Raw genomic sequence first — 19,840 nt, 5'->3', positions numbered from 1 at the left:
CCCATTCAACACCAACCACCAAGGAAATTAATCATGTCCACTCCTGTCATTTCTGGCGATGGCATCTTTTCGCACATTTTTATCGGCGCTGCCGACCTTCAGAAGTCGGTCGCGTTCTACGACGCCGCTCTGGGTGCTCTTGGCATCAAGAACCTCGGTCCTTTCAACAACGGATGGGTACTTTTCGGTCGCGAAAAGCCGGCTTTCATCATCGCCCGTCCGGGCAATGGTGAAGCGCCCTCCAGCAACGGCGTGACGATCGGCTTTGCGGCCGCCACTCCCGCCGAAGTGGATGCCTTCCATGCTGCCGGCCTTGCCGCAGGCGGCACCGACGAGGGCCAGCCTGGCGCACGTGGTCACCTGCCGGGTGCCTATGCGGCCTACCTGCGTGATCCGGCGGGCAACAAGGTCTGCTCGTACACCTTCGTCTGAAAGCAAGGAAGCTGAGGGCGTTCTGAAAGGGCCAGCACAAGCCTCTATACGGCGAGCCTATTAGACGGACCGTGTAGAGCGGTGCCTGCTCATGAAGATCGGCCCGCAGCCATGTGCGAAACGCATGGCTGCGGGCATTTGCTTTGAAGCGTGTTTTTCAACCAATGAGAAATGAGGTCGTTATGCAAGAGCCGGCCAACATCAATGCGACGACCGTACAACCCGCCCCGACCGCCACCGTGTACGGCATGCCGGCCTATGCCGATCGTGCTGCGGCCGTGGGTGAAGTGCATGCGCGCCCGCATCTGTTGATTCAGGCCCCCCGCGGCATATTGCAGCTCGCTTTCATGACCGAAGGCGATCAGGCCAGGGATCAGATGGCGATGAGTGAGTTGTCTCATCGCTTCGGCGTTGCCGAGCCCGACCACGCTACGCCGCTTCACGGCATGACATGGGATGAGGGAGACCTGCACTGTGAAAAGCACACCGAGTTCTCAACGTATCTCTGGTGCGCTTCGCTGGATTCCGAGACGGGAGAGCCGTGCGGCGAAAATCCGTTCAAGCATGGATTTGTTCCTCCCGGCCCGGTCGTATCCGGCATCCGTTTGAGACTTCTTCCATGGACGCCGGAAACGGAGAAGGAGGCCGATCGCTTCGATCCTGCCAGCCTGTGCTACTCGCTGGTGGAGAACGGCTCTGCCGCCATCCTCACCGACTTCCGACAGGATGAGGATGGCCTGACGCAGATCCTCGTCCTTGCCCGCGATTTGACCCCGGCGCGGGCGGGTGCGCTGGCTCAACGTCTGCTGGAGATCGAGACCTACCGTACCTTGGCGTTGCTGTCCTTGCCGTTGACGCGGTCGATGACGTCGGAGCTGCGGCGCATGGAGTCGCGCCTTGCGGCGATCACCGACGAGATGTGTACGAGCTTGGTGGAACGGCGCGACAGCGACGTGCTGCTGTCCGAATTGACCGGCCTGGCTGCCGAACTGGAAGCTGGCGTTGCGGCGAATCTCTATCGCTTCGGCGCCAGTCGTGCCTACTACGAGATCGTCGAGGAAAGGCTGGCAGCGCTTTCGGAAGAGGCCGTATCCGGGTACTGCACCTGGGCGGATTTCCTGCAGCGTCGCATCGCTCCCGCCATGCGGACATGCCAATCCGTAAAGGAGCGCCAGACCAAGCTCTCCGACAAGCTGACCCGGGCCATCGCGTTGCTGCGTTCCTGGATCGACGTCGAGCTTGAACGCCAGAACCGCGATCTGCTTGCGTCGATGAACAACCGGGCCAAGATGCAATTGCGCCTTCAGCAAACCGTCGAAGGCCTGTCGGTCGCGGCAATTTCTTATTACGTCGTGAGTCTTCTCGGCTATTTGCTCAAGGGCATTCCGATGGTTCACGACAGCGTGGCGCCGGTGATGGCGGTTCTGGTGCCTGCGGTGATGCTGACGATCTGGTGGATCGTGCGCAGGATCAGACACGCCCACGGCGACACGGCAGCGGAAGAGAAATCTTCCTGACGAGCTGCCGTCCTGGCGCGCGAGAGCTGCGCCGTTCCTTTGAACATAGGAGAACTACATGGAACGCATCGAACATCACGCCAGCTTTGATGGTTGGCAGGACGTTTATCAGCATGAATCCACGACGCTCGGTTGCACGATGAAGGTCGGCGTCTATCTGCCTCCGCAGGCACAGCACGGCAAGGTGCCGGTGCTGTACTGGCTTTCAGGCCTCACCTGCACCGAGCAGAACTTCATCACCAAGGCCGCCGTCCAGCGCTACGCGGCCGAACATGGCATTGCCGTCGTCGCGCCCGATAGCAGTGCTCGCGGCGAAGGCGTTGCCGACGATCCTGCCTATGACCTCGGACAGGGGGCGGGTTTCTACGTCAACGCCACACAGGAACCCTGGGCTGCGAATCATCGGATGTACGACTACGTCGTGCAGGAATTGCCGGCGCTGATCGAGGCCCACTTTCCCGTGACAGCGGAGCGGAGCATCAGCGGCCATTCCATGGGAGGACACGGCGCTCTGGTCATCGCCCTGCGCAACCCGGGCCGTTATCGAAGCGTCTCGGCCTTCTCGCCCATCGTCGCCCCCACCCAGGTTCCCTGGGGGCACAAGGCCTTCGAGGCGTACCTGGGCAGCGATCGGGAAGTGTGGAAGCAGTACGACACCGTGGAGCTGATTCGCACCGTGCAGGAGCGTTTGCCGTTGCTGGTTGATCAGGGCTTGGGCGACGAGTTCCTGGAGAGCCAGCTTCAGCCCGACCTGCTGCGCAAAGCCTGCGACGAGACGGGGCACCCGCTCACGTTGAATCTGCGCCCAGGCTACGACCACAGCTACTACTTCATTGCCAGCTTCATTGGCGAGCATATGGCACACCACGCATCGGCGCTGAAACGCTGAGAGAGGAGATCAGGTCATGACAAAGACCTCCAAAAACCGACATCACGTCGTCATTATCGGAGCGGGCTTCGGCGGGATCGAGGTTGCCAACCAGCTTGCTGGTGTCGAGGTCGATGTGACGATCATCGATCGGCGCAATCATCACCTGTTCCAACCCTTGCTTTACCAGGTCGCAGGTGCGTCACTTTCGACATCCGAGATCGCCTGGCCTATTCGCTATCTCTTCCGAAATCGCCCGGAAGTGAACACCTTGATGGCGGAAGTGGAAGGTATCGACCAGGACGCGCGTCAGGTCATTCTCAACAATGGAATGCGGCAAACCTACGACACGCTCGTGCTCGCGACAGGTGCTACCCATGCCTACTTCGGACACGACGAATGGGGGGCTTTCGCGCCGGGGTTGAAGACGCTGGAAGATGCCACGACCATTCGGGGCCGAATCCTCGCGGCTTTCGAGGAAGCTGAGCGCACGAGCGATCCTCAGCAGCGTGCCGCGCTGCAGACGTTCGTCATCATCGGTGGTGGTCCCACCGGGGTTGAATTGGCCGGAACCATCGCCGAGCTGGCACGAGACACGCTGGCGCGTGACTTCCGCTCGATCGACCCGAGCACATCGCGGGTTGTACTGATCGAGGCTGGCCCGCGTCTGTTGTCGGTCTTTCCAGAGGATCTTTCGGCCTATACGCGCCAGGCACTCGAAAAACTCGGGGTCGAGGTCGTGCTGGGTACTCCGGTCACCGAATGCTCGGCCGACGGCGTGGTGTATGGCGGCAAGCCCCTTTCGGCCAAGACCATCGTCTGGGCCGCCGGAGTCCAGGCGTCTCCCGCGGCTCGCTGGTTGGGCGCTGCGTCTGATCGTGCTGGTCGAGTGGTCGTTGGCCCTGACCTGACGGTGGCCGGTCGCCCGGAGGTCTTCGCCATCGGCGATACAGCCTCGTGCACCATGGCCGATGGGAAGCCCGTGCCGGGCATCGCCCCGGCCGCCAAACAGCAAGGGAAGTACGTCGCTAACCTGATTGGACGGCGTTTGAAGGGCAAGCCCGCTGACGGGCCTTTCAAATACCGGCATCAGGGGAACCTGGCCACCATCGGCCGCAGCCTGGCGGTGATTGACATGGGGCGGGTGAAGCTGCGTGGTGCCTTTGCGTGGTGGATCTGGAAGCTGGCGCACATCTACTTTCTGATCGGCACGCGAAATCGTCTCAGTGTCGCTTTGAGCTGGGTATGGAACCACAGCATCGGCTACCGCGGCTCTCGCATCATCATGCATGCGATTGCCGACAAAGAGCCCACGGCGTTGGATAAATCCGGCTCTCTGGATTGAGGTGCCCACCTTATCGGAACGTCAACTATCAGAAATGCCAGGGAGAGGAACTTGACCGATCTATTCACGACAAAGCCCAAGCCTCCCTTGGCCGAACTCCTGCGGCCCAAGACGCTGGACGAATTCGTCGGGCAACGGCACTTGCTCGGCCCCGGCAAGCCGCTGCGTCTCGCGTTCGAGGCGGGCAAGTTGCACTCGTTCATCCTCTGGGGGCCGCCAGGCGTGGGCAAGACCACCCTAGGGCGCCTGGCCGCCAGTGCGACCGACAGCCGATTCATCGCCATCTCGGCCGTGCTGGCCGGGGTGAAGGACATCCGGCAAGCCATCGACGAGGCCCAGGCCGAACTGGACAACCATGGTCGATCGACGGTGCTTTTCGTCGATGAGATCCATCGCTTCAACAAGGCGCAGCAGGATGCCCTGCTGCCCCATGTCGAGTCGGGGCTCCTGACCCTGGTGGGGGGGACGACCGAGCATCCGGGGTTGGCGGTCAATTCCGCACTGCTCTCGCGCGCGCAGGTCTATACCCTCGAACCGCTGTCCAGCGACGAACTGAACCAACTCTACGAACGCGCACTGCCGCATCTCCAGGGCGTCACGTTGGACGCGGACGCGCTGGATCTGCTCAAGGGCTTTGCCGATGGCGATGGCAGGCGCTTCCTCAATCTGCTTGAGCAGGTGACGAATGCGGCGTCGGGCGCTGGCAAGACCGTGGTCGATGGCCAGTCCGCCAAGCTGTCCACCAGTCCATCGCTGCGCAGGTTCGACAAGGGCGGTGACGAGTTCTACTGGCAGCTCTCAGCCTTCCACAAGTCGCTACGGGGCTCCGACCCTGATGCGGCCCTGTATTGGCTGGCCCGCATCCTTGACGGTAGCGGCGACGTCAGCCAGGTGACCCGCCGCATGGTGGTAGTGGCCAGCGAAGACATCGGCAATGCCGACCCGCAGGCGCTGCAACTGGCGCTCAATGCCGCGCTGGCTTATGAGAGGCTGGGTTCCCCCGAAGGCGAAATACCGATTGCCCACGCGGCGACCTACCTTGCTGCCGCCCCCAAGTCGAACGCTGCCTATGCCGCCTGGAACAAGGCGAAGACCTTCGTCAAGAACAGCGGCTCCCTGCCTGTGCCTCTCCATCTTCGCAATGCGCCGACGAAGCTGATGCAGCAGATGGGGTATCACGAAGGCTACCGCTACGCTCCTGACGAGCCCAACGGCTACGCCGCTGGGCAAAGCTACTTTCCCGAGGGCGTGGCGCGGCCGGGCTGGTATCAGCCAACGGACAGAGGTGTTGAGCGCAGGCTGGGAGAATGGCTTACTTGGCTGCGCTCGCTGGATGATGGGACGCTGCCAGAGGCGGACGCCTGACCGGTCGCCTCCGAAACCTGCCCATCGTGATCTCACAAACTACAGGATAAGCACATGCCAGCCTCTTCTTTTGGTGAGTCCTCGGCGCATATCAGACGGAGACGCGTTGCCCACTATCTACGCACGGAGTCTGGCGCTGCGGTGCTGCTGGTGATCGTCACGGTTGTGGCGCTCGTGTGGGCGAACTCGCCGCTATCTAACGCCTATTTCGAGTTGTGGCACCTAGACGTCGGGTTCAACTTCGGGCCACTGCGCCTACACATGGATCTGCATCACTGGGTCAACGACGGCCTGATGGTCGTCTTCTTCTTCCTGATCGGACTGGAGGTGCGTCAGGAGTTCGCCCACGGATCGCTCCGTGACCGCAGCCGTGCCCGCCTCGCCCTGATCGCGGGGGTCACGGGAGTCGTGCTTCCCGCGCTGGTGTATGTCCTGATCGTGAAACTAGCCGGAAGTGAGGGCCTGCACGGGTGGGGTGCGGTGGTCGGCACCGATACGGCGTTCATGCTGGGCACCTTGGCGATCGTCGGCCCGCGGCTATCGGGTCAGTTGCGCGTGTTCCTGCTCACCCTGACCGTGGTCGATGACTTCCTCGCAGTGTCCATCATCGGCATCGTCTATAGCGAGGAGATCCGGATCGTCCCGTTGCTTATCGCCCTCGCCAGCCTCGTTGGATTGTGGTTGTTGGGGCGCACCCGCCAGTGGCGGGCGACGCCGTATGTGTTGATCGTGATCGTGCTGTGGTTCGCAACCGTGTATTCCGGCATCCATGCCTCCCTCGCCGGGATGGCCGCGGGGCTGCTGATCCCCGCCTATGCGACGCAACGTCACGGGGTCGTTGCGGCAAGACAGTTGTTCCGTGACTTCTGGCAGTCGCCGAGTGCCGCATCGGCCCGCGCGGTGGACTGCGGGCTGTCCCGGGGTATCTCGGTGAACGAGCGATTGCACGAGTTCCTGCGGCTGCCGACGGCGCTGCTGATCGTGCCGATCTTCGCCTTGGCGAACGCCGGGGTGGACGTGCGTGGCGGGCTGCTCGCCGAGGCCTTTGGCTCGCCAGTCACGTGGGGCGTCATCGCAGGGCTCGTGCTCGGCAAGCTCTTGGGCATCGGGCTCACCACGCTCGTCGCCGTCCGTCTCGGCCTGGGCCGGCTGCCCGAGGGCGTCGGGGTGGGGAGCGTGTTCGGTGGGGCGGCGCTGTCCGGGATCGGCTTCACCGTGTCGCTGCTGATCATCGGGCTCGCGTTCGGCACGACCTCCGACCTGGGCCGCCAGGCGACGGTCGGCGTGCTCGTGTCGATGGTGTTCGCCACGTTGCTCGGGTGGCTGATCTTCAAGGTCGCCGCCCAGCGGTGGGGTGAGAAGACCGCTGACCTGCCGATGGTGCTTGAGCCGCCGGTCGATCCGGAGATCGATCACATCCGCGGGCCGGAGGACGCCCAGCTCACACTCGTCGAGTACGTGGACTTCGAGTGCGCGTACTGTGCGCACGCCACCGGTTCGTGGGACGATCTTCGCGCCCACTTCGGTGACGACCTGCGGTATGTGGTGCGCCATCTGCCGCACCACCCGCACGGGCCGATTGCCGCGCGGGCGTCCGAGGCAGCGGCGAACCAGGGGATGTTCTGGCCGTGGCTGGACTTCGTGTTCACCCGTCAGCATGCGCTGGAGCGCGAGCATCTGATCGGCTACGCCGCCGAGCTTGGGCTCGACGTCGAACGGTTCATCGCGGATCTCGACAGCCCTGCGGTGATCGAGCGTGTCGAGCGCGACCTCGCCAGTGCGGTCGCCAGCGGTGCGCACGCCACGCCGACGTTCTTCGTCGAGGGTCGTCGTCTGCGCGGCAGCTACGACGCCCGCACTGTCACCGCAGTGCTCGAAGCCAGCCGCCGCGGCACCCGAACTCAGGAAGTCCCGTCCTGAGCGGGACGAACTACAGGATAAAAACTTGCCAAACAATTCTTTCGGTGAATCCTCTTGTACCGCTGCGGCCAGCGGCATGGTGGAAGTGCGCGGTGCGCGCGAGAACAACCTCAAGGAGGTGGACGTCTCCATCCCGCGTAACGCGCTGGTGGTGTTCTCGGGTGTCTCCGGCTCCGGCAAGTCCTCGCTGGCCTTCGGCACCATCTATGCCGAGGCCCAGCGACGCTACTTCGAGTCGGTGGCCCCCTATGCGCGGCGACTGATCGAGCAGGCCGGCGTGCCGGACGTCGATGCGATCGACGGCCTGCCGCCGGCGGTGGCGCTGCAGCAGCAGCGGGGCTCCAGCAACGCGCGTTCCTCCGTGGGCAGTGTGACCACCTTGTCCAGCCTGGTGCGGATGATGTATTCGCGCGCCGGCGCCTATCCGGCCAACCAGCCGATGCTGTACGCCGAGGATTTTTCGCCCAACACGCCGCAGGGAGCGTGCCCGACCTGCTACGGCCTGGGCCATGTGTACGAGGTGACCGAGGCCATCATGGTGCCCGATCCCTCCCTGAGCATCCGCGAGCGGGCGATCGCCTCCTGGCCCCCCGCCTGGCAAGGCCAGAACCTGCGCGACATCCTGGTCAGCATGGGCTACGACGTTGACCGACCGTGGAAGGACCTGCCGAAGAAGGATCGCGACTGGATTCTGTTCACCGAGGAAACACCGACGGTGCCGGTGTACGCCGGCTTCACGCCCGCCGAAACCCGCGCCGCGCTCAAGCGCAAGATGGAGCCGAGCTACATGGGCACCTTCACCGGCGCCAGGCGCTACGTGCTGCACACCTTTGCCAACACCCAGAGCGCGTTGATGAGAAAGCGCGTGTCCCGGTTCATGGAGGGCAAACCGTGCCCCACCTGCCACGGCAAGCGGCTCAAGCCCGAGGCGCTGTCGGTCACCTTCGCCGGCGTGGACATCGGCGCGTTCATGCAGATGCCGCTGGACCAGTTGGCGGCCTTGCTCGAACCCATCGCCCAGGGCGATTTCCGCGCCCATGCAGCGGGGGCGGCTACGGACAAGGAAGCGACCCGACGCGACCGTGCCGAACGCGCGGCCTCCGGCCGCGCCGTCCATGCGGTATCGCCCGACGTGCGCCGCACCTCGGCGCTATCGGAAGAAAAGCGCCTCGCCGCGCAGCGCCTGGCCGGTGGCGTGATGGCACGCCTGCGCCAACTGCGTGGGCTGGGCCTGGGCTACCTGACGCTGGACCGGGCCACGCCGACGCTTTCGGCCGGCGAGTTGCAGCGCCTGCGGCTGGCCACGCAATTGAGTTCCCTGCTGTTCGGTGTCGTGTACGTGCTCGACGAGCCCTCCGCGGGCCTGCACCCCTCCGATAGCCAGGCCCTGTACGACGCGCTCGACCGGCTGCGCGACGCCGGCAACTCGGTGTTCGTGGTGGAGCACGACTTGGACCTGATGCGCCGCGCGCAATGGCTGGTGGATGTCGGGCCGGATGCTGGGGAGCGTGGCGGCCGCGTGCTCTACAGCGGCGAGCCGGATGGCCTGCGCAAGATTGCCGAATCGCGTACTGCACGCTACCTGTTCGATGAGATCCCCGCGCCGGGAAGCCGGGCACGCGAAGCGACCGGCTGGCTGGAGCTGCAGGACATTCACCGCCACAACCTGCATGGCGTGAATGCGCGCATTCCGCTGGGCGTGCTGACGGCCGTCACCGGCATCTCCGGCTCGGGCAAGTCCAGCCTCGTCGCGCAGGCCCTGCCGGAGCTGGTGCTGCTGCACCTGGGCCACGAGCCGGAAGACGATGTAGCCGAAAGCGCCACCAGCGAAGGGCCGGCAGTGATCGAAGCGACCGGCGGCCATCTGGCGGGCGACGTGGACGCCGTACAGCGTCTGGTGCAGGTGGACCAGAAACCGATCGGGCGCACGCCGCGGTCGAACCTGGCCACCTACACGGGCCTGTTCGACCATGTGCGCAAGCTGTTCGCTGCCACGCCCGATGCTCGACGCCGCCGCTATGATGCCGGACGGTTCTCGTTCAACGTCGCCAAGGGGCGCTGCGAGACTTGCGAGGGCGAGGGTTTCGTTAGCGTGGAACTGCTGTTCATGCCCAGCGTGTACGCGCCGTGCCCGACCTGCCATGGCGCGCGCTACAACGAGGCCACGCTGAAGGTGCAGTGGAACGGGCGCAACATCGCCGAGGTGCTGCAGATGACCGTGGACGAGGCCAGCGAATTCTTCGCGGGTGAAGACGCGGTGGCAAGGCCCCTGCAACTGCTGCGCGACATCGGACTGGGCTATCTGCGCCTGGGACAACCAGCCACTGAGCTTTCCGGTGGCGAGGCGCAGCGCATCAAGCTGGCGACCGAGCTTCAGCGCAGCCAGCGCGGCCGAAGCCTGTACGTGCTCGACGAGCCGACTACCGGGCTGCATGCGTCGGACGCCGACCGGCTGCTGGTGCAGTTGCAGCGCCTGGTCGATGCCGGCAATACCGTAGTGATGATCGAACACGATATGCGCGCGGTGGCCCAGGCCGATTGGGTGATCGACGTGGGGCCTGGTGCAGGCGCTGCCGGCGGCAGCATCGTGGTGGCGGGCTCCCCTCAGCAGGTGGCCCGAACGTCTGGCAGCAGAACCGCTCCGTTCCTTGCACAGGAGTTGGCGCGGGCCGAGTAGCTCAGTTCGCCAAATGTTGCCAATTTTCGCGGGGCATTGATCGTCGCCACACGACGGTGGCGATCAATGCCCGAATCGCGTCATCCTTCCTGAGTCAGAGCAAGATAGGGATTGTTGGGCGGTATTTCGGCGAGTGCCAAGGACCCATCTTCGAGGAGGTAGCCATGCAGTCGGCGGGACTTCCTCGGGCCCGTGACTTCACAGGTCCAAATGTTCAGGCCATTGGGCTGCTTTCGATGTAGCTGCAGCTTCTCGAAGCGCTTCTGCACCCACTGCCAATCCTGTTGATTCTCCTGCTTGGCGAGTGCGGCCACTTCGGGATGCTCCTGCGCATAGCGTTGGAACACACCCGGGCTGACCAGGTAGGCCGTCTCATTCACCGTATGCACGAGTGCCTTCGCGTCGTTGATGATGAGCCGTCGTGAGGCGATTCCCTGCTTCAGCCAAACCATGAACTGTTCCCCGGATGGCTTCGTTGCCGATGACCCAGGCGTAGGCGCGGGTGCAGGTGCAGGCGATGGAATGGACGTCGCGGCTGTTGCTGGCGCGGGGGTGTGGAGGAACTCCTCGGCATCCTGGCCAACGCCGGCCGACTCACCCAAGCCCACCATCGCGAGCAAATCCTCCATGACGTCGGGCACGGGCTGGGCTGCGGGCGGTGAAACGATGGTGGTGCTGTCGCCCTCCCAAATCGGAGGCTCTTGACCTCCCTGCGCTGGGTTCACCGAGACGGTAGGCGCGGGAGCCGACATGCAGGCGTCGTTTTCCGCGGGCGTCGCGTCGATCTCTACCGTGCCCGCGAAAGGTGCTGGTCGCTCGCCAGACTCCCAGATCAGCGCGGGAGCGAGACGCAACAGGGTGAACGAATGGGACCAGCCGGTCGTGCTGGTCACGGTCGCGCGCCAGACCGCTTTGCCGTCCGAGGTGGGCTGGAGCATGCCGTGGTCTTGCAGCACGTTGAACACGGCGGTGTTGTTCGCAGGAATGCCATCGATCCCCTGAGACAGGAGGTGTGCGCGCAGTTTGTCCGAAACCGTCTTGCTCACCAGCCACAAACCATCCTCGGTGAGCCAGCCATCGGAGGCTTCCGGCTGGTTCAGCTTCAACTCTTCCTTGAGCAGATAACGCAGCCCGTCGAGCAGCTTGCGTTGCAGTGCGTGCTTGGGTGCTGCCATGACGCGGGCCGGATCACCACCCAGCTCCTGAGCCACAGAAGCGCGATCAGCCTGCACGACAAGCTCGCCCAGGACCCCGGCATGCTCGTACTGTCCGGCCAAGACGTAGAGCAGCGGGGCCCATAGCGCCGGGTAGCCACTGAGCCAGTCCAAGACGTGCCGATCGAGCAGTTGGCGGTAGAGCAGACCTGTTGCAGCACTATGCAAGCGGTATTCACGATCCTCACGATAGCGGAAGCGGTACGGCTGGAGCAGCGGCCCGTGCCAGGGATGCCAGGTGTTGCCGTCGGCGAGTTCGACGTGCAGATCGACAGCGATCTTGCCGATGTCGTGCAGTAGTGCCGCGTAGGCGACGGCGGCGGTCCAGGCCTCGGACTGCGCCGCCTGGTCCTCGGGGCTGGCACCGATGGGCAGCAGATGGGACTGGCGCAGCTTCAGGCTGTAGGCGACGATTTCCAGGCCGTGGTCGAGCATGCCGCCCGGGTAAGCGTGATGGTGGCTTTCGGAAGCGGGAAATTGCTGGACCAGCTCGGCATATCGTTCCAGCGGCGTGCGGTACAGGGTGACGAACTGCTTGCGCGAGAGGGAGGTGCGCTGCCAGATGTATTCCAGCAGCTTCTGCCGGCGCGGCGTGGCCAGCAGCGATGCGGCCGACTCGGGCCGCAGCAGCCCTTTCGGGAGATCGAGGGCGGGCGCTGGCGACGGAGCGGCAGCGACCGGAGGTCGTTTCCGCTGGAACAGAAAGAGCATGCGGGTGTCCTGGTGGTGGGCCGAGCGGGGGGCCTTTTCGCCTTTTCGAGGTAGGGCCTTTCCCCTTGCACCCCATTCCCTTGCCCTTTCGGCCCTTTAGCCTTTAACCATTTGGGTATAGGGCGTGGGGCATTGACCGTCCACGGCCAATGCGAGGTTCGGCGGGCCGGATTGATGCGTGAAGGCTTGGTGTTCCCGCCCTACGATGGGCCGATTCTTGGACTCGGGAGGACGCCATGAGACCCCATATTGACATGGTAAGGAATATTCCTTACCATCAGGGCATCGCTATTAGGAGAACGGCCATGCCTGCCATTCATGAAGTTGCCACGCTGACCTCCAAAGGCCAGATCACGCTGCCCAAGCCCATCCGGCAGGCGCTCGGTGTCGATGCCGGCGGCAAGGTTGCGTTCGACCTGCGTGACGGAGAAGTCGTCGTGACCCGTGCCGACGCCGAGCACGAGGACCCCGCCATCGGTGCGTTCCTGAGTCTGCTGGCCCGCGACATCGAGGCGGGCCGGAACGTCCATGGTCTGCCCGAGGATCTAACTCGCGCCATGCTGGAGCAAGCGGGTCACGGCGTGAAGCTGGACGAGGAAATCGACGGCGAAGTGGAACTCTGATGCAACGGCATGGCTGGGCATTGCTGTTCCACGACTGTGTGATCGAGCAGTTGCAGAAGCTGCACGCAGCCGCACGGCGCGCGCAGGAGAACGACCCGGAGGGCTTCGAGTCCAACGCCAACGTCAAGCTCTTCCGGGCCTTGAACCAGTTGATATTAGATGTGGTGCCCGGTGATCCGGCACGCGACGAGTACCGCCAGGGCAACACCCTGGGGCTGGCCCACCGGCACTGGCGAAGGGCCAAGATCGGAAGGCGGTTCCGGTTGTTCTTCCGGTACGACTCGAAGGCCAAGGTCATCGTGTACGCCTGGGTCAATGATGAGCAGACCTTGCGGTCTTCGGGGAGCAAGTCAGATCCCTATGCCGTGTTCGAGAAAATGCTCGGACGTGGAAATCCACCAGACGATTGGAACGTATTGGTGCAGGCAAGCAAGCAGGATTGGAGCAAACTGGAATAGGCATTCCTCATGTAGCAGGAGACGACCATGAACACGACAACCCGCATCAGCACCGCAGAACGCCTCGGCCGCAGCGTTGGCCGTGGATGGCGCGCCTATGCGCGCGGCGAGCGAAGGTTGTCGTGTTGGCTCGCCTCCAAGGGGATGCCGCTTGCCGGGGCCACCGTGCTCGTATGGGTAGTGAAGCTGGTCGCGCTGGGATTGCTGTTCTACGCCGCGTTCTGGCTGGCGTTGGTGCTTCTGGTTGGGGTTGCCGCAGCATGGACGGCCAGCAATTCGACGGTCAATGATGATCGCTGGACGCAACCGGACGAACTGCGAAACGGCGAGGCAGGCTTTGGCCTGTATTCGTCCAGCGGTCAGCGGATCGACCCGCACGACCCGAACGATCCGTTCAACGACTGAAATGGGCGACCGATCAAAGCACCTTGCCGGTAACCTTGTTTACGCCTGATCCCGCGCTGTCGCGTGCTTCCTTGGAACCGACAGCCAGGTTCTGAGCGATTACCCCGGCTTTTACTCCGACCCACCCAAGCGCTGCCACCCAGAAAGTCGGCAGGACCAAGAACATCGTGCCGGTGACGAACATCAAAAGCATGTCGCCGAAGGCATTGTTCAGCCCCACCAGCGGGTCGAAGTTGGTATGCGGCCGGTTCCAGCCAAAGCCCCACCCGTAGAGCGCATCGAGGATGGTGCTGTCGATCCAGCGTGCGAGCTGAAACCAGAAGTCCGTGAAGAACAGCGCGAACTGGACGGTGCTGACGGTGACGACCATCTTCAGGTCATAGGTGCCCACGACCAGCACTAGCGGAATGCAGATCACGAGCGCCATCTTGAGCAGCGCGAGCACCATGGGCAGTGCTTGGCGCACTACGTCCATTGCCGGGAAGGCGGCGAGAGCCCCAACCGCCAAGCCAACATCGCTGGTGGCACGGTTGACGACATTGGGCAATGTCTTGTCGATCTGACCGCCGTAGTCCGTATAGACGCTGCCTTGGTTCAATTTCTGCTGCCGCGGTGACGCGATGGCGCGGATCACGGAGTCGTCCACCTCGGCCCGGCTCAGGAATCCAGCCCAGCCCGCCAGGCGATTCAGCAGGCTTGGGTCCACTTGCCCCAGCAGCCGCGCGCGCAGTCCGTTACTGCCGTCGGACCACCACTGCCTGCAGGTCGGGTAGCCGCCACCATTGGCAACCTGCGCAAGCCCAGCGTCGCGGGTGTCGTCATAGGGCCATGCCTCGCGCGCCGTGCTAGAGCGGTAGCTGTCGTAGTAACCGCCCGTGTCCGTGAAAAACCTCGAACCGATCCAGGTCACATCGTTCATCTGCGTTTCGTCCAGCTCCGGCCGCGCCATGAACAATTTGGCGCGAGCCGGTCCATAGCAATCGTGCGTGAAATCCGCCACTTCTTGGGCCAGCACCGGGTCGTCGATGCGTGTGGCATCGATCTCCATCCGCATCTGCCGCAGATCCGTGCCGCACGGGATCGCAGCCACCGAGGCGCTCGTGACGGCGCGCGAAAGCGCGTGCATGAAAGCCCACCAGACCGGAACCTTCGCCGACTGGTTGTTGATGGTGCTGAAGGACTGCGACCAGCCAGTTTGCGCGGGCTGCGGCACGCTGACCTGGCACTGCGCCGAGCGCGAGCTGTCGTACTGGATAGTGCTGAGGTCGACGTCGATGAACGGAATGCCGGCGAACATCACGACCACGATGGCCACAAATACTCGGTTCTCGATGCGCGCCGCCGAGAGCACGCCCTTGTTGCCTTCGTCGGCGCCCTCCGCTCTGGCCTTGAGCCATTCCTGGATGACGATCGCCACAAAGGGCAGCGCAAACACCCCGCTGGACACCAGCACGGCCCAGATGCCGTTGTTGACGATCCAGGACACGAGGGTGAGGTAGTACTCCAGGTAGTCGGTCGTGAAAAGCGTCATTGCCTCGATCTCCCCTCAAGCGGCCTGCATCAACAGGCTGGCTTCGAGCGCCACAATGGCAAGGACGCCGGCGACCTCTGCGCGGATCAGCCGACGTCGCGCCTGCGTGCTGTCTTCGCGGGCCAGCAGCCGACGGCGCATCCAGACCCATCCATAGGCCGTACCGCCGTACAGGCACAGTCGCCAGATGAAGAAATACCCTGCGGACGCCGCCAGCCACCGCTCCCAGGCCGCGACACTGCCGACCAGGTAGATGCCCGCGACGTTGGCCCCTACGGCGGCGGCCACGACCAGCACAAGCCATAGCAGGGTTTTCGCCGCGTGCCGGCTGAACAGCCAGCGTAGTGGACGCCAAGTCATGCGAGCCTCGCTCATGGCCGACCTCCCGGATTGCCCTTCTGGAGTTGGTCGAGACGGTCGGGCACCGGATCGCCCTCGTAGATGCCGCGCGAACCCGAAGCGCGCGTGCTATGGCGCTGAATGATGGCCATCGGCGAGTTGTTGGCCAGCTCGCGGCGCAGTTCCAGTTCCGTTTTGAGGTTCTGGATCTCGCGGTCGAGCGTATCGCTCTCCTTGTTCACGGCCTCCACCGCAAGCTCGTTGGCCGCGACGTTGGGCTCTTTCTTGCCCGTGAGCAGCGTGCGCTGTAGCAACAGCGCCTTCTCCAGCACGGAGGACAGCGCGACCTCGGACGCCAGGCGCTGCGACAGCAGGTGCTGGTCCGGCTCGTCACGCAGCGCCTCGATCACGCCGCGGGTGATGGGCAGCGATGCACTGCCAGCCTCGCGCAGGTTCTCGGGCGTCGTGTTCTTCGCCTTGGACACCAGATCCTGGAGCGCCTGCAGCTTGGCGTCGTATTCTTCTTGGATCAACGGCGTCAGCCCTACGCCGGGCGTCGTCTCGGTCTTGGTGCAGGCATCGCAAGTGCGCTGTTCCTTCTCGCCGAGTACGCGCGTGGCCCACTCGACGGCGGCCTGCGGCGAGGTCCAGGTCTGGCACGAGAGACTGCTGCAACTGGTCGGTGCGATGGACGATGTATCGGTCACGCCGCGGCCGTTGACCAGGTTGTAGCCGGCGCGGGTGACATCGCCGACGACCTTGATCGCGGGCTGGCCGGAGCCTCCCGCGTTGCTGCCCCCGACCCACGGCACACCGTCATTGCCGCGGCGCGTCTCGGCCTGCTCGACGGCCGAGACCGCATCCGTGCTCGACACCGCATCGCGCAGCGCCAAGCCTTCTGCCATCTGGCTCCAGCCGAGCTGCCCGCCCGCCGTCTCGGCCATCCTCTCCGCCATGGCACGGCACGTCAGCTTGGAGCGGTCGAAATCGAGCCGTGCCTGCAACACGCCATTGGTGAGCAGGTTGTAGAGGCCGGGATCGGCCCGCTGAATGATCAGTGCCGGCAACGACGCCACCGCGCTGGTGGCGCTTTGGATCACCGATGACATGATTTGCTGGAAGCCGTTGGTGACGCCGTTGAGCTGATTCTTCAACGTGGTCTGGATGCTCATGTCACCGCAGATCAAGTTGCTGTTCCAGCCCACGCCGACCCCGAGAGAGCGCATGCCAGCCGCACGTCCCATCGACACGGCGTTTCCGCCGCCGATCGAGTACATGACGTCATCGCCGATGACACTGCCGCCGGTCTGGTAGCCCAGTTGGCTCCAGGCCACACCGCTCGTCAGCGCGAGCGCACCGGCCACCGCCATGACGATCCTCGTGCGACGTACCCGGCGGGAGAACGGATTGAATGCAGGACGGAACTTCATGGCACCACCTCAGAGGAAATCGACGCTGCCGAGAAACACCTGGCCCCGGCGTTCGCAGCACGCATAGGGCCGCCACAGCGCCCAGGCGTAATCGCCTTGCCGGGCCTGTGTCAGGGCGCCGCTGCGCGGGAAGACCGAGCAGGACGAGGACAGGACTGGCGTGAGTTCCTGCCACTTGCCCGTCGAGGCATCGCTCTCCATGAGCGCGCCAGCCGGCCAGTAGCCATCGCGGGAGTTGGCGAGCAGCGGCTGATAAACGTGGATCTGTCCCCGGCGCGTGACGACATCGCCTGCGCGCTGGGCCACCACTGCACTGGCCTTGTGGTCGTCGGTCTGGTGCAGGAAACCCCCGCGGGGATACACGTTGCCCCAGAGGTTCATCGTGGTGCGTGCACCGACCTCACGCATGCCGGGAATTAGCGCCTCCGGGTAGGCCATCTCGGGCACGTTGTAGCGCCAGGCCAGCGTGTCCAGGGTGCCGAGCAAGTACGGCATGAACGCCGTGCCCGCACCCTCGCAGAAGTAGCCCGAGGACGACACGAACTGGTTGAACACCTCGACGCCCGGGTGCCCGATGACGTCCGCGTTCTTGAACTTGGCGAGGTTGTTTTCGTGGTCCTCGTTCGTCGTTCCGTCCCCGCCGGTTTGGGCGGATGGGTTGGGCGTGCTCATCGGCCGGACTTCGATCCAGGGGTTTTCGCCGGTGTTGCTGTAGCTGGAGACGATCGCATCGGGGATGTAGTGGCGGACCTTGATGGACGTGCGTACCGTACAGCCCGTCCAGGTGCAGTAGAGCCAGTAGCAGATCCCGACGACGCGGTATTCGAGGCAGTCTGGCGATGCCACCGAGCCGACGATGGTTGCGGTGTTGAGCGCGTAGCTGCCCGTGGCGCTGAGCAGCAGAACGGACGCCACGCCAGCACGCAGGCGGCGCATCAGGTCGAATGGGCGGGTCACGGCTGGGCCCTCCAGTGCTGCTCGATGCGAGCGACTGCGCGGGCCACATCCGGTTCGCCATAGACGACGTAGCGTTGATCCACCACGACGGCCGGGATGCTGGTGATGCCCAGGCTCCACGCGTCGGTGACGCCCTGGTAGGCGGAAGCGATGCGGCGTTGGAGATCGGTGCCGCCGCTGTTCAGTCGGCGCTTGACGATGGCGGTCGCCTGCTCGGGTTCGGCGGGCAGTTCCGCAGAAAGCTCCGCTTCGATCCGGTGCGCTTCGTCCAGCTCGATCAGCCGCTCGCCGCCCATGGTCTTGACCGGATGGCGGCTGTCGGTGATGACCAGCACATCGGCAGCGAATGTGGCCGGACTAAAGACACCCAAGGACACCGGCAGTGCAACGGCCAGGCCAAGGGCTCGCCAGCTTGGCGCGAACCTGGGAAAAGATGCTGGCATGACACGTGCCCCGGAAGTTGATCAGGGCCATAGTCAAACGCCGAATCCGGTGCAGCCCCCACAAACAATGCGCATCGCGGACACCCCGCATACCTGCTTGCTTCGGGGCAAGGAAGAAACGGAGGCCGAAGCCCCCGTTGTGATCAATGAACGATGCGCTACAGCAAGCTGTGCTCCGCGAAGGAGTACGGAATCCCCTGGCCAACGATGATGTGATCCAGTACCCGAACATCGATCAGCGCCAGCGCTGCCTGCAGTTGCTGGGTCAGCGCACGATCGGCGCTCGACGGCTCAGTGACACCCGAGGGGTGCTGGTGCGCGAAGACCACTGCGGCGGCTTTCAGCTCCAATACACGCTGCACGACGACACGGGGATAGACCGCAGTCGAATTGATCGTGCCCCTGAACATCGGCTCGTAGGCCAACACTTGGTGCATGCTGTCCAGGAAAACGATTGCGAATACCTCGTTGGGCTCAGCGACCAGTTTTAGACGCAGGTAGTCCCGCACGGCGGCCGGTCGGCTGAGGCACGGTCCGACTTTGAAGATCCGTCTCTCCAGCAGCGCGATAGCCTGCTGGATGATCCAGTCCTCACGCTGGGCTGCGACAGCGGAAAGCGACTCCACGCAGGAGTCATTGACGACGAGAGACATGGCGAACCTCCGGATGATGAGATCAGAGGGCGCACGCCCTGGGAGGGCAAGCCCTCCTGGGGATGAGAACAACGGAACAAGGTGCATCCACCACCACGCAGAGGTGATTGTTCGCGGCCAGGATGCGGAGCGAACGGGGAGCGGTCAGCGCAGAAGACTGCGCCGTAGCCTCAAGGACCGCGGGCTACCTGGGCATGTCGCCGACAACGTCGGCAGGCATTTCGGTGGCGGGTGTGGCGGGTGGTTCATCAGCGGACAGCATGTCCATGGCCGACAGCAAGGCATCGCCTTCGATCGGTCCCTGCAGCAGGATGGACTGACCCGTCTGGCGATCGAGCAGGCGCAGCGACGGCGTGGCCGTCACGCCGCTTTTCGTGGCTTCCGCGGCCTGGGCGCGGATGGCCGCGTCGACCCGCTCGCTTGCCATGCACTGCTCGACGGCCGGCGTCGATTCGGGGTAGCGCAGGCCATCGGGCAGTCCCAGGCCGTCGCTGCGCGTGTGGGCATAGACCCACTCGACGGCTCGCCAGAAGGCAGCATGCCCGCCGGCTTCGGCGACGCACTCGACCAGACGCGCCTCGGCCAACGCGGCCGGCTCGTGCGCAGCCAGCGGCTGGTGATGCCATTGCAGGGTCACGTCGGCGTTGCTGCCGACCCAGCGCTTGAGCTGCGGGAAGTACTCCCGGCAGAACGGACATTCCAGATCGGCATAGAGCGTCAGTGTGAAACGGCCCTCGGGGTTGCCCATTTTCCAGGGCGGCCCGGCCATCTGCGCCGTGCTAGCCGGCGTGGGCGACTGCGATGAGGATTCGCCGGGCGACCGGGACACGAGCCAGATCAGCAGCAGCGCGACCAGCGCAGCAGTCAAGGCCCAAGGCCAGCGGGGCCGCCTGTGGCGACGGCGGAACGCCTGGACTTGTATCGGAATGGAAGGACGCTTCTGCTCCATGGT

General features: G+C 64.2%; 18 protein-coding genes. 10 read left to right on the top strand and 8 right to left on the bottom strand.

Features of this window, described 5'->3' with window-relative positions:
• Window positions 1-33: 33 nt before the first annotated feature.
• The 7 genes from PSH76_RS18365 (at window position 34) to PSH76_RS18335 (ending at window position 10,124) form a co-directional block, all read left to right on the top strand.
• Window positions 34-432 (top strand): VOC family protein, encoded by a 399-nt coding sequence (locus PSH76_RS18365; protein ID WP_017514589.1) that lies wholly within the window; start codon window positions 34-36, stop codon window positions 430-432.
• Between the two features lie 182 nt (window positions 433-614).
• Window positions 615-1,949: a DUF3422 family protein gene (locus PSH76_RS18360; RefSeq protein ID WP_023106334.1), complete on the top strand. Its 1,335-nt coding sequence runs from the start codon at window positions 615-617 to the stop codon at window positions 1,947-1,949.
• A gap of 58 nt (window positions 1,950-2,007) precedes the next feature.
• Complete coding sequence (gene fghA / locus PSH76_RS18355) at window positions 2,008-2,838, top strand: S-formylglutathione hydrolase (protein WP_011871465.1); 831 nt, start codon at window positions 2,008-2,010, stop codon at window positions 2,836-2,838.
• A 16-nt stretch (window positions 2,839-2,854) separates the two neighbouring features.
• A complete protein-coding gene (locus tag PSH76_RS18350) occupies window positions 2,855-4,162 on the top strand; it encodes an NAD(P)/FAD-dependent oxidoreductase (RefSeq protein WP_011871464.1) in 1,308 nt (435 codons plus the stop codon).
• Between the two features lie 51 nt (window positions 4,163-4,213).
• Window positions 4,214-5,527, top strand: a complete 1,314-nt coding sequence (locus PSH76_RS18345; protein WP_023106336.1) for a replication-associated recombination protein A — start codon at window positions 4,214-4,216, stop codon at window positions 5,525-5,527.
• Window positions 5,528-5,668: 141 nt separating this feature from the next.
• The gene (gene nhaA / locus PSH76_RS18340) at window positions 5,669-7,447 is read left to right on the top strand and encodes a Na+/H+ antiporter NhaA (RefSeq protein ID WP_009876622.1); all 1,779 of its coding nucleotides are present in this window, start codon (window positions 5,669-5,671) and stop codon (window positions 7,445-7,447) included.
• 25 nt (window positions 7,448-7,472) lie between these two features.
• Window positions 7,473-10,124 (top strand): excinuclease ABC subunit UvrA, encoded by a 2,652-nt coding sequence (locus PSH76_RS18335; protein WP_020924950.1) that lies wholly within the window; start codon window positions 7,473-7,475, stop codon window positions 10,122-10,124.
• A gap of 80 nt (window positions 10,125-10,204) precedes the next feature.
• Here the strand turns inward: PSH76_RS18335 and mobH are convergent, their stop codons facing one another.
• Complete coding sequence (gene mobH, locus PSH76_RS18330; RefSeq protein ID WP_009876620.1) at window positions 10,205-12,049, bottom strand: MobH family relaxase; 1,845 nt, start codon at window positions 12,047-12,049, stop codon at window positions 10,205-10,207.
• 305 nt (window positions 12,050-12,354) lie between these two features.
• Between mobH and PSH76_RS18325 the strand changes: the two genes are divergently transcribed.
• From PSH76_RS18325 to PSH76_RS18315, 3 genes are read left to right on the top strand one after another with little or no spacing between them, the layout of a single operon-like run.
• Window positions 12,355-12,672, top strand: a complete 318-nt coding sequence (locus PSH76_RS18325; RefSeq protein WP_009876619.1) for a type II toxin-antitoxin system PrlF family antitoxin — start codon at window positions 12,355-12,357, stop codon at window positions 12,670-12,672.
• Window positions 12,672-13,130 (top strand): type II toxin-antitoxin system YhaV family toxin, encoded by a 459-nt coding sequence (locus PSH76_RS18320; protein ID WP_009876618.1) that lies wholly within the window; start codon window positions 12,672-12,674, stop codon window positions 13,128-13,130. The genes PSH76_RS18325 and PSH76_RS18320 overlap by 1 nt, the downstream gene beginning before the upstream one ends.
• Window positions 13,131-13,157: 27 nt before the next feature.
• Window positions 13,158-13,535, top strand: coding sequence for a DUF3742 family protein (locus tag PSH76_RS18315; RefSeq protein WP_011871459.1), 378 nt, complete (start codon window positions 13,158-13,160; stop codon window positions 13,533-13,535).
• A 13-nt stretch (window positions 13,536-13,548) separates the two neighbouring features.
• Here PSH76_RS18315 and PSH76_RS18310 read toward each other — a convergent pair whose 3' ends face one another.
• The 7 genes from PSH76_RS18310 to PSH76_RS18280 form a co-directional block, all read right to left on the bottom strand.
• Window positions 13,549-15,066, bottom strand: a complete 1,518-nt coding sequence (locus tag PSH76_RS18310) for a conjugal transfer protein TraG N-terminal domain-containing protein (RefSeq protein WP_009876616.1) — start codon at window positions 15,064-15,066, stop codon at window positions 13,549-13,551.
• Window positions 15,067-15,081: 15 nt separating this feature from the next.
• The gene (locus PSH76_RS18305) at window positions 15,082-15,441 is read right to left on the bottom strand and encodes a hypothetical protein (protein WP_009876615.1); all 360 of its coding nucleotides are present in this window, start codon (window positions 15,439-15,441) and stop codon (window positions 15,082-15,084) included.
• Window positions 15,438-16,775 carry an integrating conjugative element protein gene (locus tag PSH76_RS18300; protein ID WP_009876614.1) on the bottom strand — a complete coding sequence of 446 codons (1,338 nt, stop codon included), beginning with the start codon at window positions 16,773-16,775 and terminating at the stop codon, window positions 15,438-15,440. The genes PSH76_RS18305 and PSH76_RS18300 overlap by 4 nt, the downstream gene beginning before the upstream one ends.
• A gap of 69 nt (window positions 16,776-16,844) precedes the next feature.
• Complete coding sequence (locus tag PSH76_RS18295; RefSeq protein ID WP_009876613.1) at window positions 16,845-17,792, bottom strand: TIGR03756 family integrating conjugative element protein; 948 nt, start codon at window positions 17,790-17,792, stop codon at window positions 16,845-16,847.
• Window positions 17,789-18,235, bottom strand: a complete 447-nt coding sequence (locus PSH76_RS18290) for a TIGR03757 family integrating conjugative element protein (RefSeq protein ID WP_011871456.1) — start codon at window positions 18,233-18,235, stop codon at window positions 17,789-17,791. Before PSH76_RS18290 ends, PSH76_RS18295 begins: the two co-directional genes overlap by 4 nt.
• A gap of 158 nt (window positions 18,236-18,393) precedes the next feature.
• On the bottom strand, window positions 18,394-18,888 hold the full coding sequence (locus tag PSH76_RS18285) for a JAB domain-containing protein (RefSeq protein WP_009876611.1): 495 nt from the start codon (window positions 18,886-18,888) through the stop codon (window positions 18,394-18,396).
• Between the two features lie 184 nt (window positions 18,889-19,072).
• Entirely contained in the window at window positions 19,073-19,837 is a 765-nt protein-coding gene (locus PSH76_RS18280; protein ID WP_011871455.1) for a DsbA family protein, read from the bottom strand.
• Window positions 19,838-19,840: the final 3 nt, after the last annotated feature.

It is taken from the genome of Pseudomonas sp. FP215, assembly GCF_030687795.1.
GTDB lineage: Bacteria > Pseudomonadota > Gammaproteobacteria > Pseudomonadales > Pseudomonadaceae > Aquipseudomonas > Aquipseudomonas salmasensis.
This window is presented reverse-complemented; position numbering and strand designations above follow the sequence as displayed.

What these genes read in the sequence shown, in the direction of transcription:
- PSH76_RS18280 (WP_011871455.1), bottom strand. Translation starts at nt 19,837, where the DNA reads ATGGAGCAGAAGCGTCCTTCCATTCCGATACAAGTCCAGGCGTTCCGC.
- PSH76_RS18300 (WP_009876614.1), bottom strand. Translation starts at nt 16,775, where the DNA reads ATGGCGGTGGCCGGTGCGCTCGCGCTGACGAGCGGTGTGGCCTGGAGC.
- PSH76_RS18285 (WP_009876611.1), bottom strand. Translation starts at nt 18,888, where the DNA reads ATGTCTCTCGTCGTCAATGACTCCTGCGTGGAGTCGCTTTCCGCTGTC.
- PSH76_RS18360 (WP_023106334.1), top strand. Translation starts at nt 615, where the DNA reads ATGCAAGAGCCGGCCAACATCAATGCGACGACCGTACAACCCGCCCCG.
- PSH76_RS18365 (WP_017514589.1), top strand. Translation starts at nt 34, where the DNA reads ATGTCCACTCCTGTCATTTCTGGCGATGGCATCTTTTCGCACATTTTT.
- PSH76_RS18315 (WP_011871459.1), top strand. Translation starts at nt 13,158, where the DNA reads ATGAACACGACAACCCGCATCAGCACCGCAGAACGCCTCGGCCGCAGC.
- PSH76_RS18350 (WP_011871464.1), top strand. Translation starts at nt 2,855, where the DNA reads ATGACAAAGACCTCCAAAAACCGACATCACGTCGTCATTATCGGAGCG.
- PSH76_RS18305 (WP_009876615.1), bottom strand. Translation starts at nt 15,441, where the DNA reads ATGAGCGAGGCTCGCATGACTTGGCGTCCACTACGCTGGCTGTTCAGC.
- PSH76_RS18320 (WP_009876618.1), top strand. Translation starts at nt 12,672, where the DNA reads ATGCAACGGCATGGCTGGGCATTGCTGTTCCACGACTGTGTGATCGAG.
- PSH76_RS18290 (WP_011871456.1), bottom strand. Translation starts at nt 18,235, where the DNA reads ATGCCAGCATCTTTTCCCAGGTTCGCGCCAAGCTGGCGAGCCCTTGGC.
- fghA (WP_011871465.1), top strand. Translation starts at nt 2,008, where the DNA reads ATGGAACGCATCGAACATCACGCCAGCTTTGATGGTTGGCAGGACGTT.
- mobH (WP_009876620.1), bottom strand. Translation starts at nt 12,049, where the DNA reads ATGCTCTTTCTGTTCCAGCGGAAACGACCTCCGGTCGCTGCCGCTCCG.
- PSH76_RS18325 (WP_009876619.1), top strand. Translation starts at nt 12,355, where the DNA reads ATGCCTGCCATTCATGAAGTTGCCACGCTGACCTCCAAAGGCCAGATC.
- PSH76_RS18310 (WP_009876616.1), bottom strand. Translation starts at nt 15,066, where the DNA reads ATGACGCTTTTCACGACCGACTACCTGGAGTACTACCTCACCCTCGTG.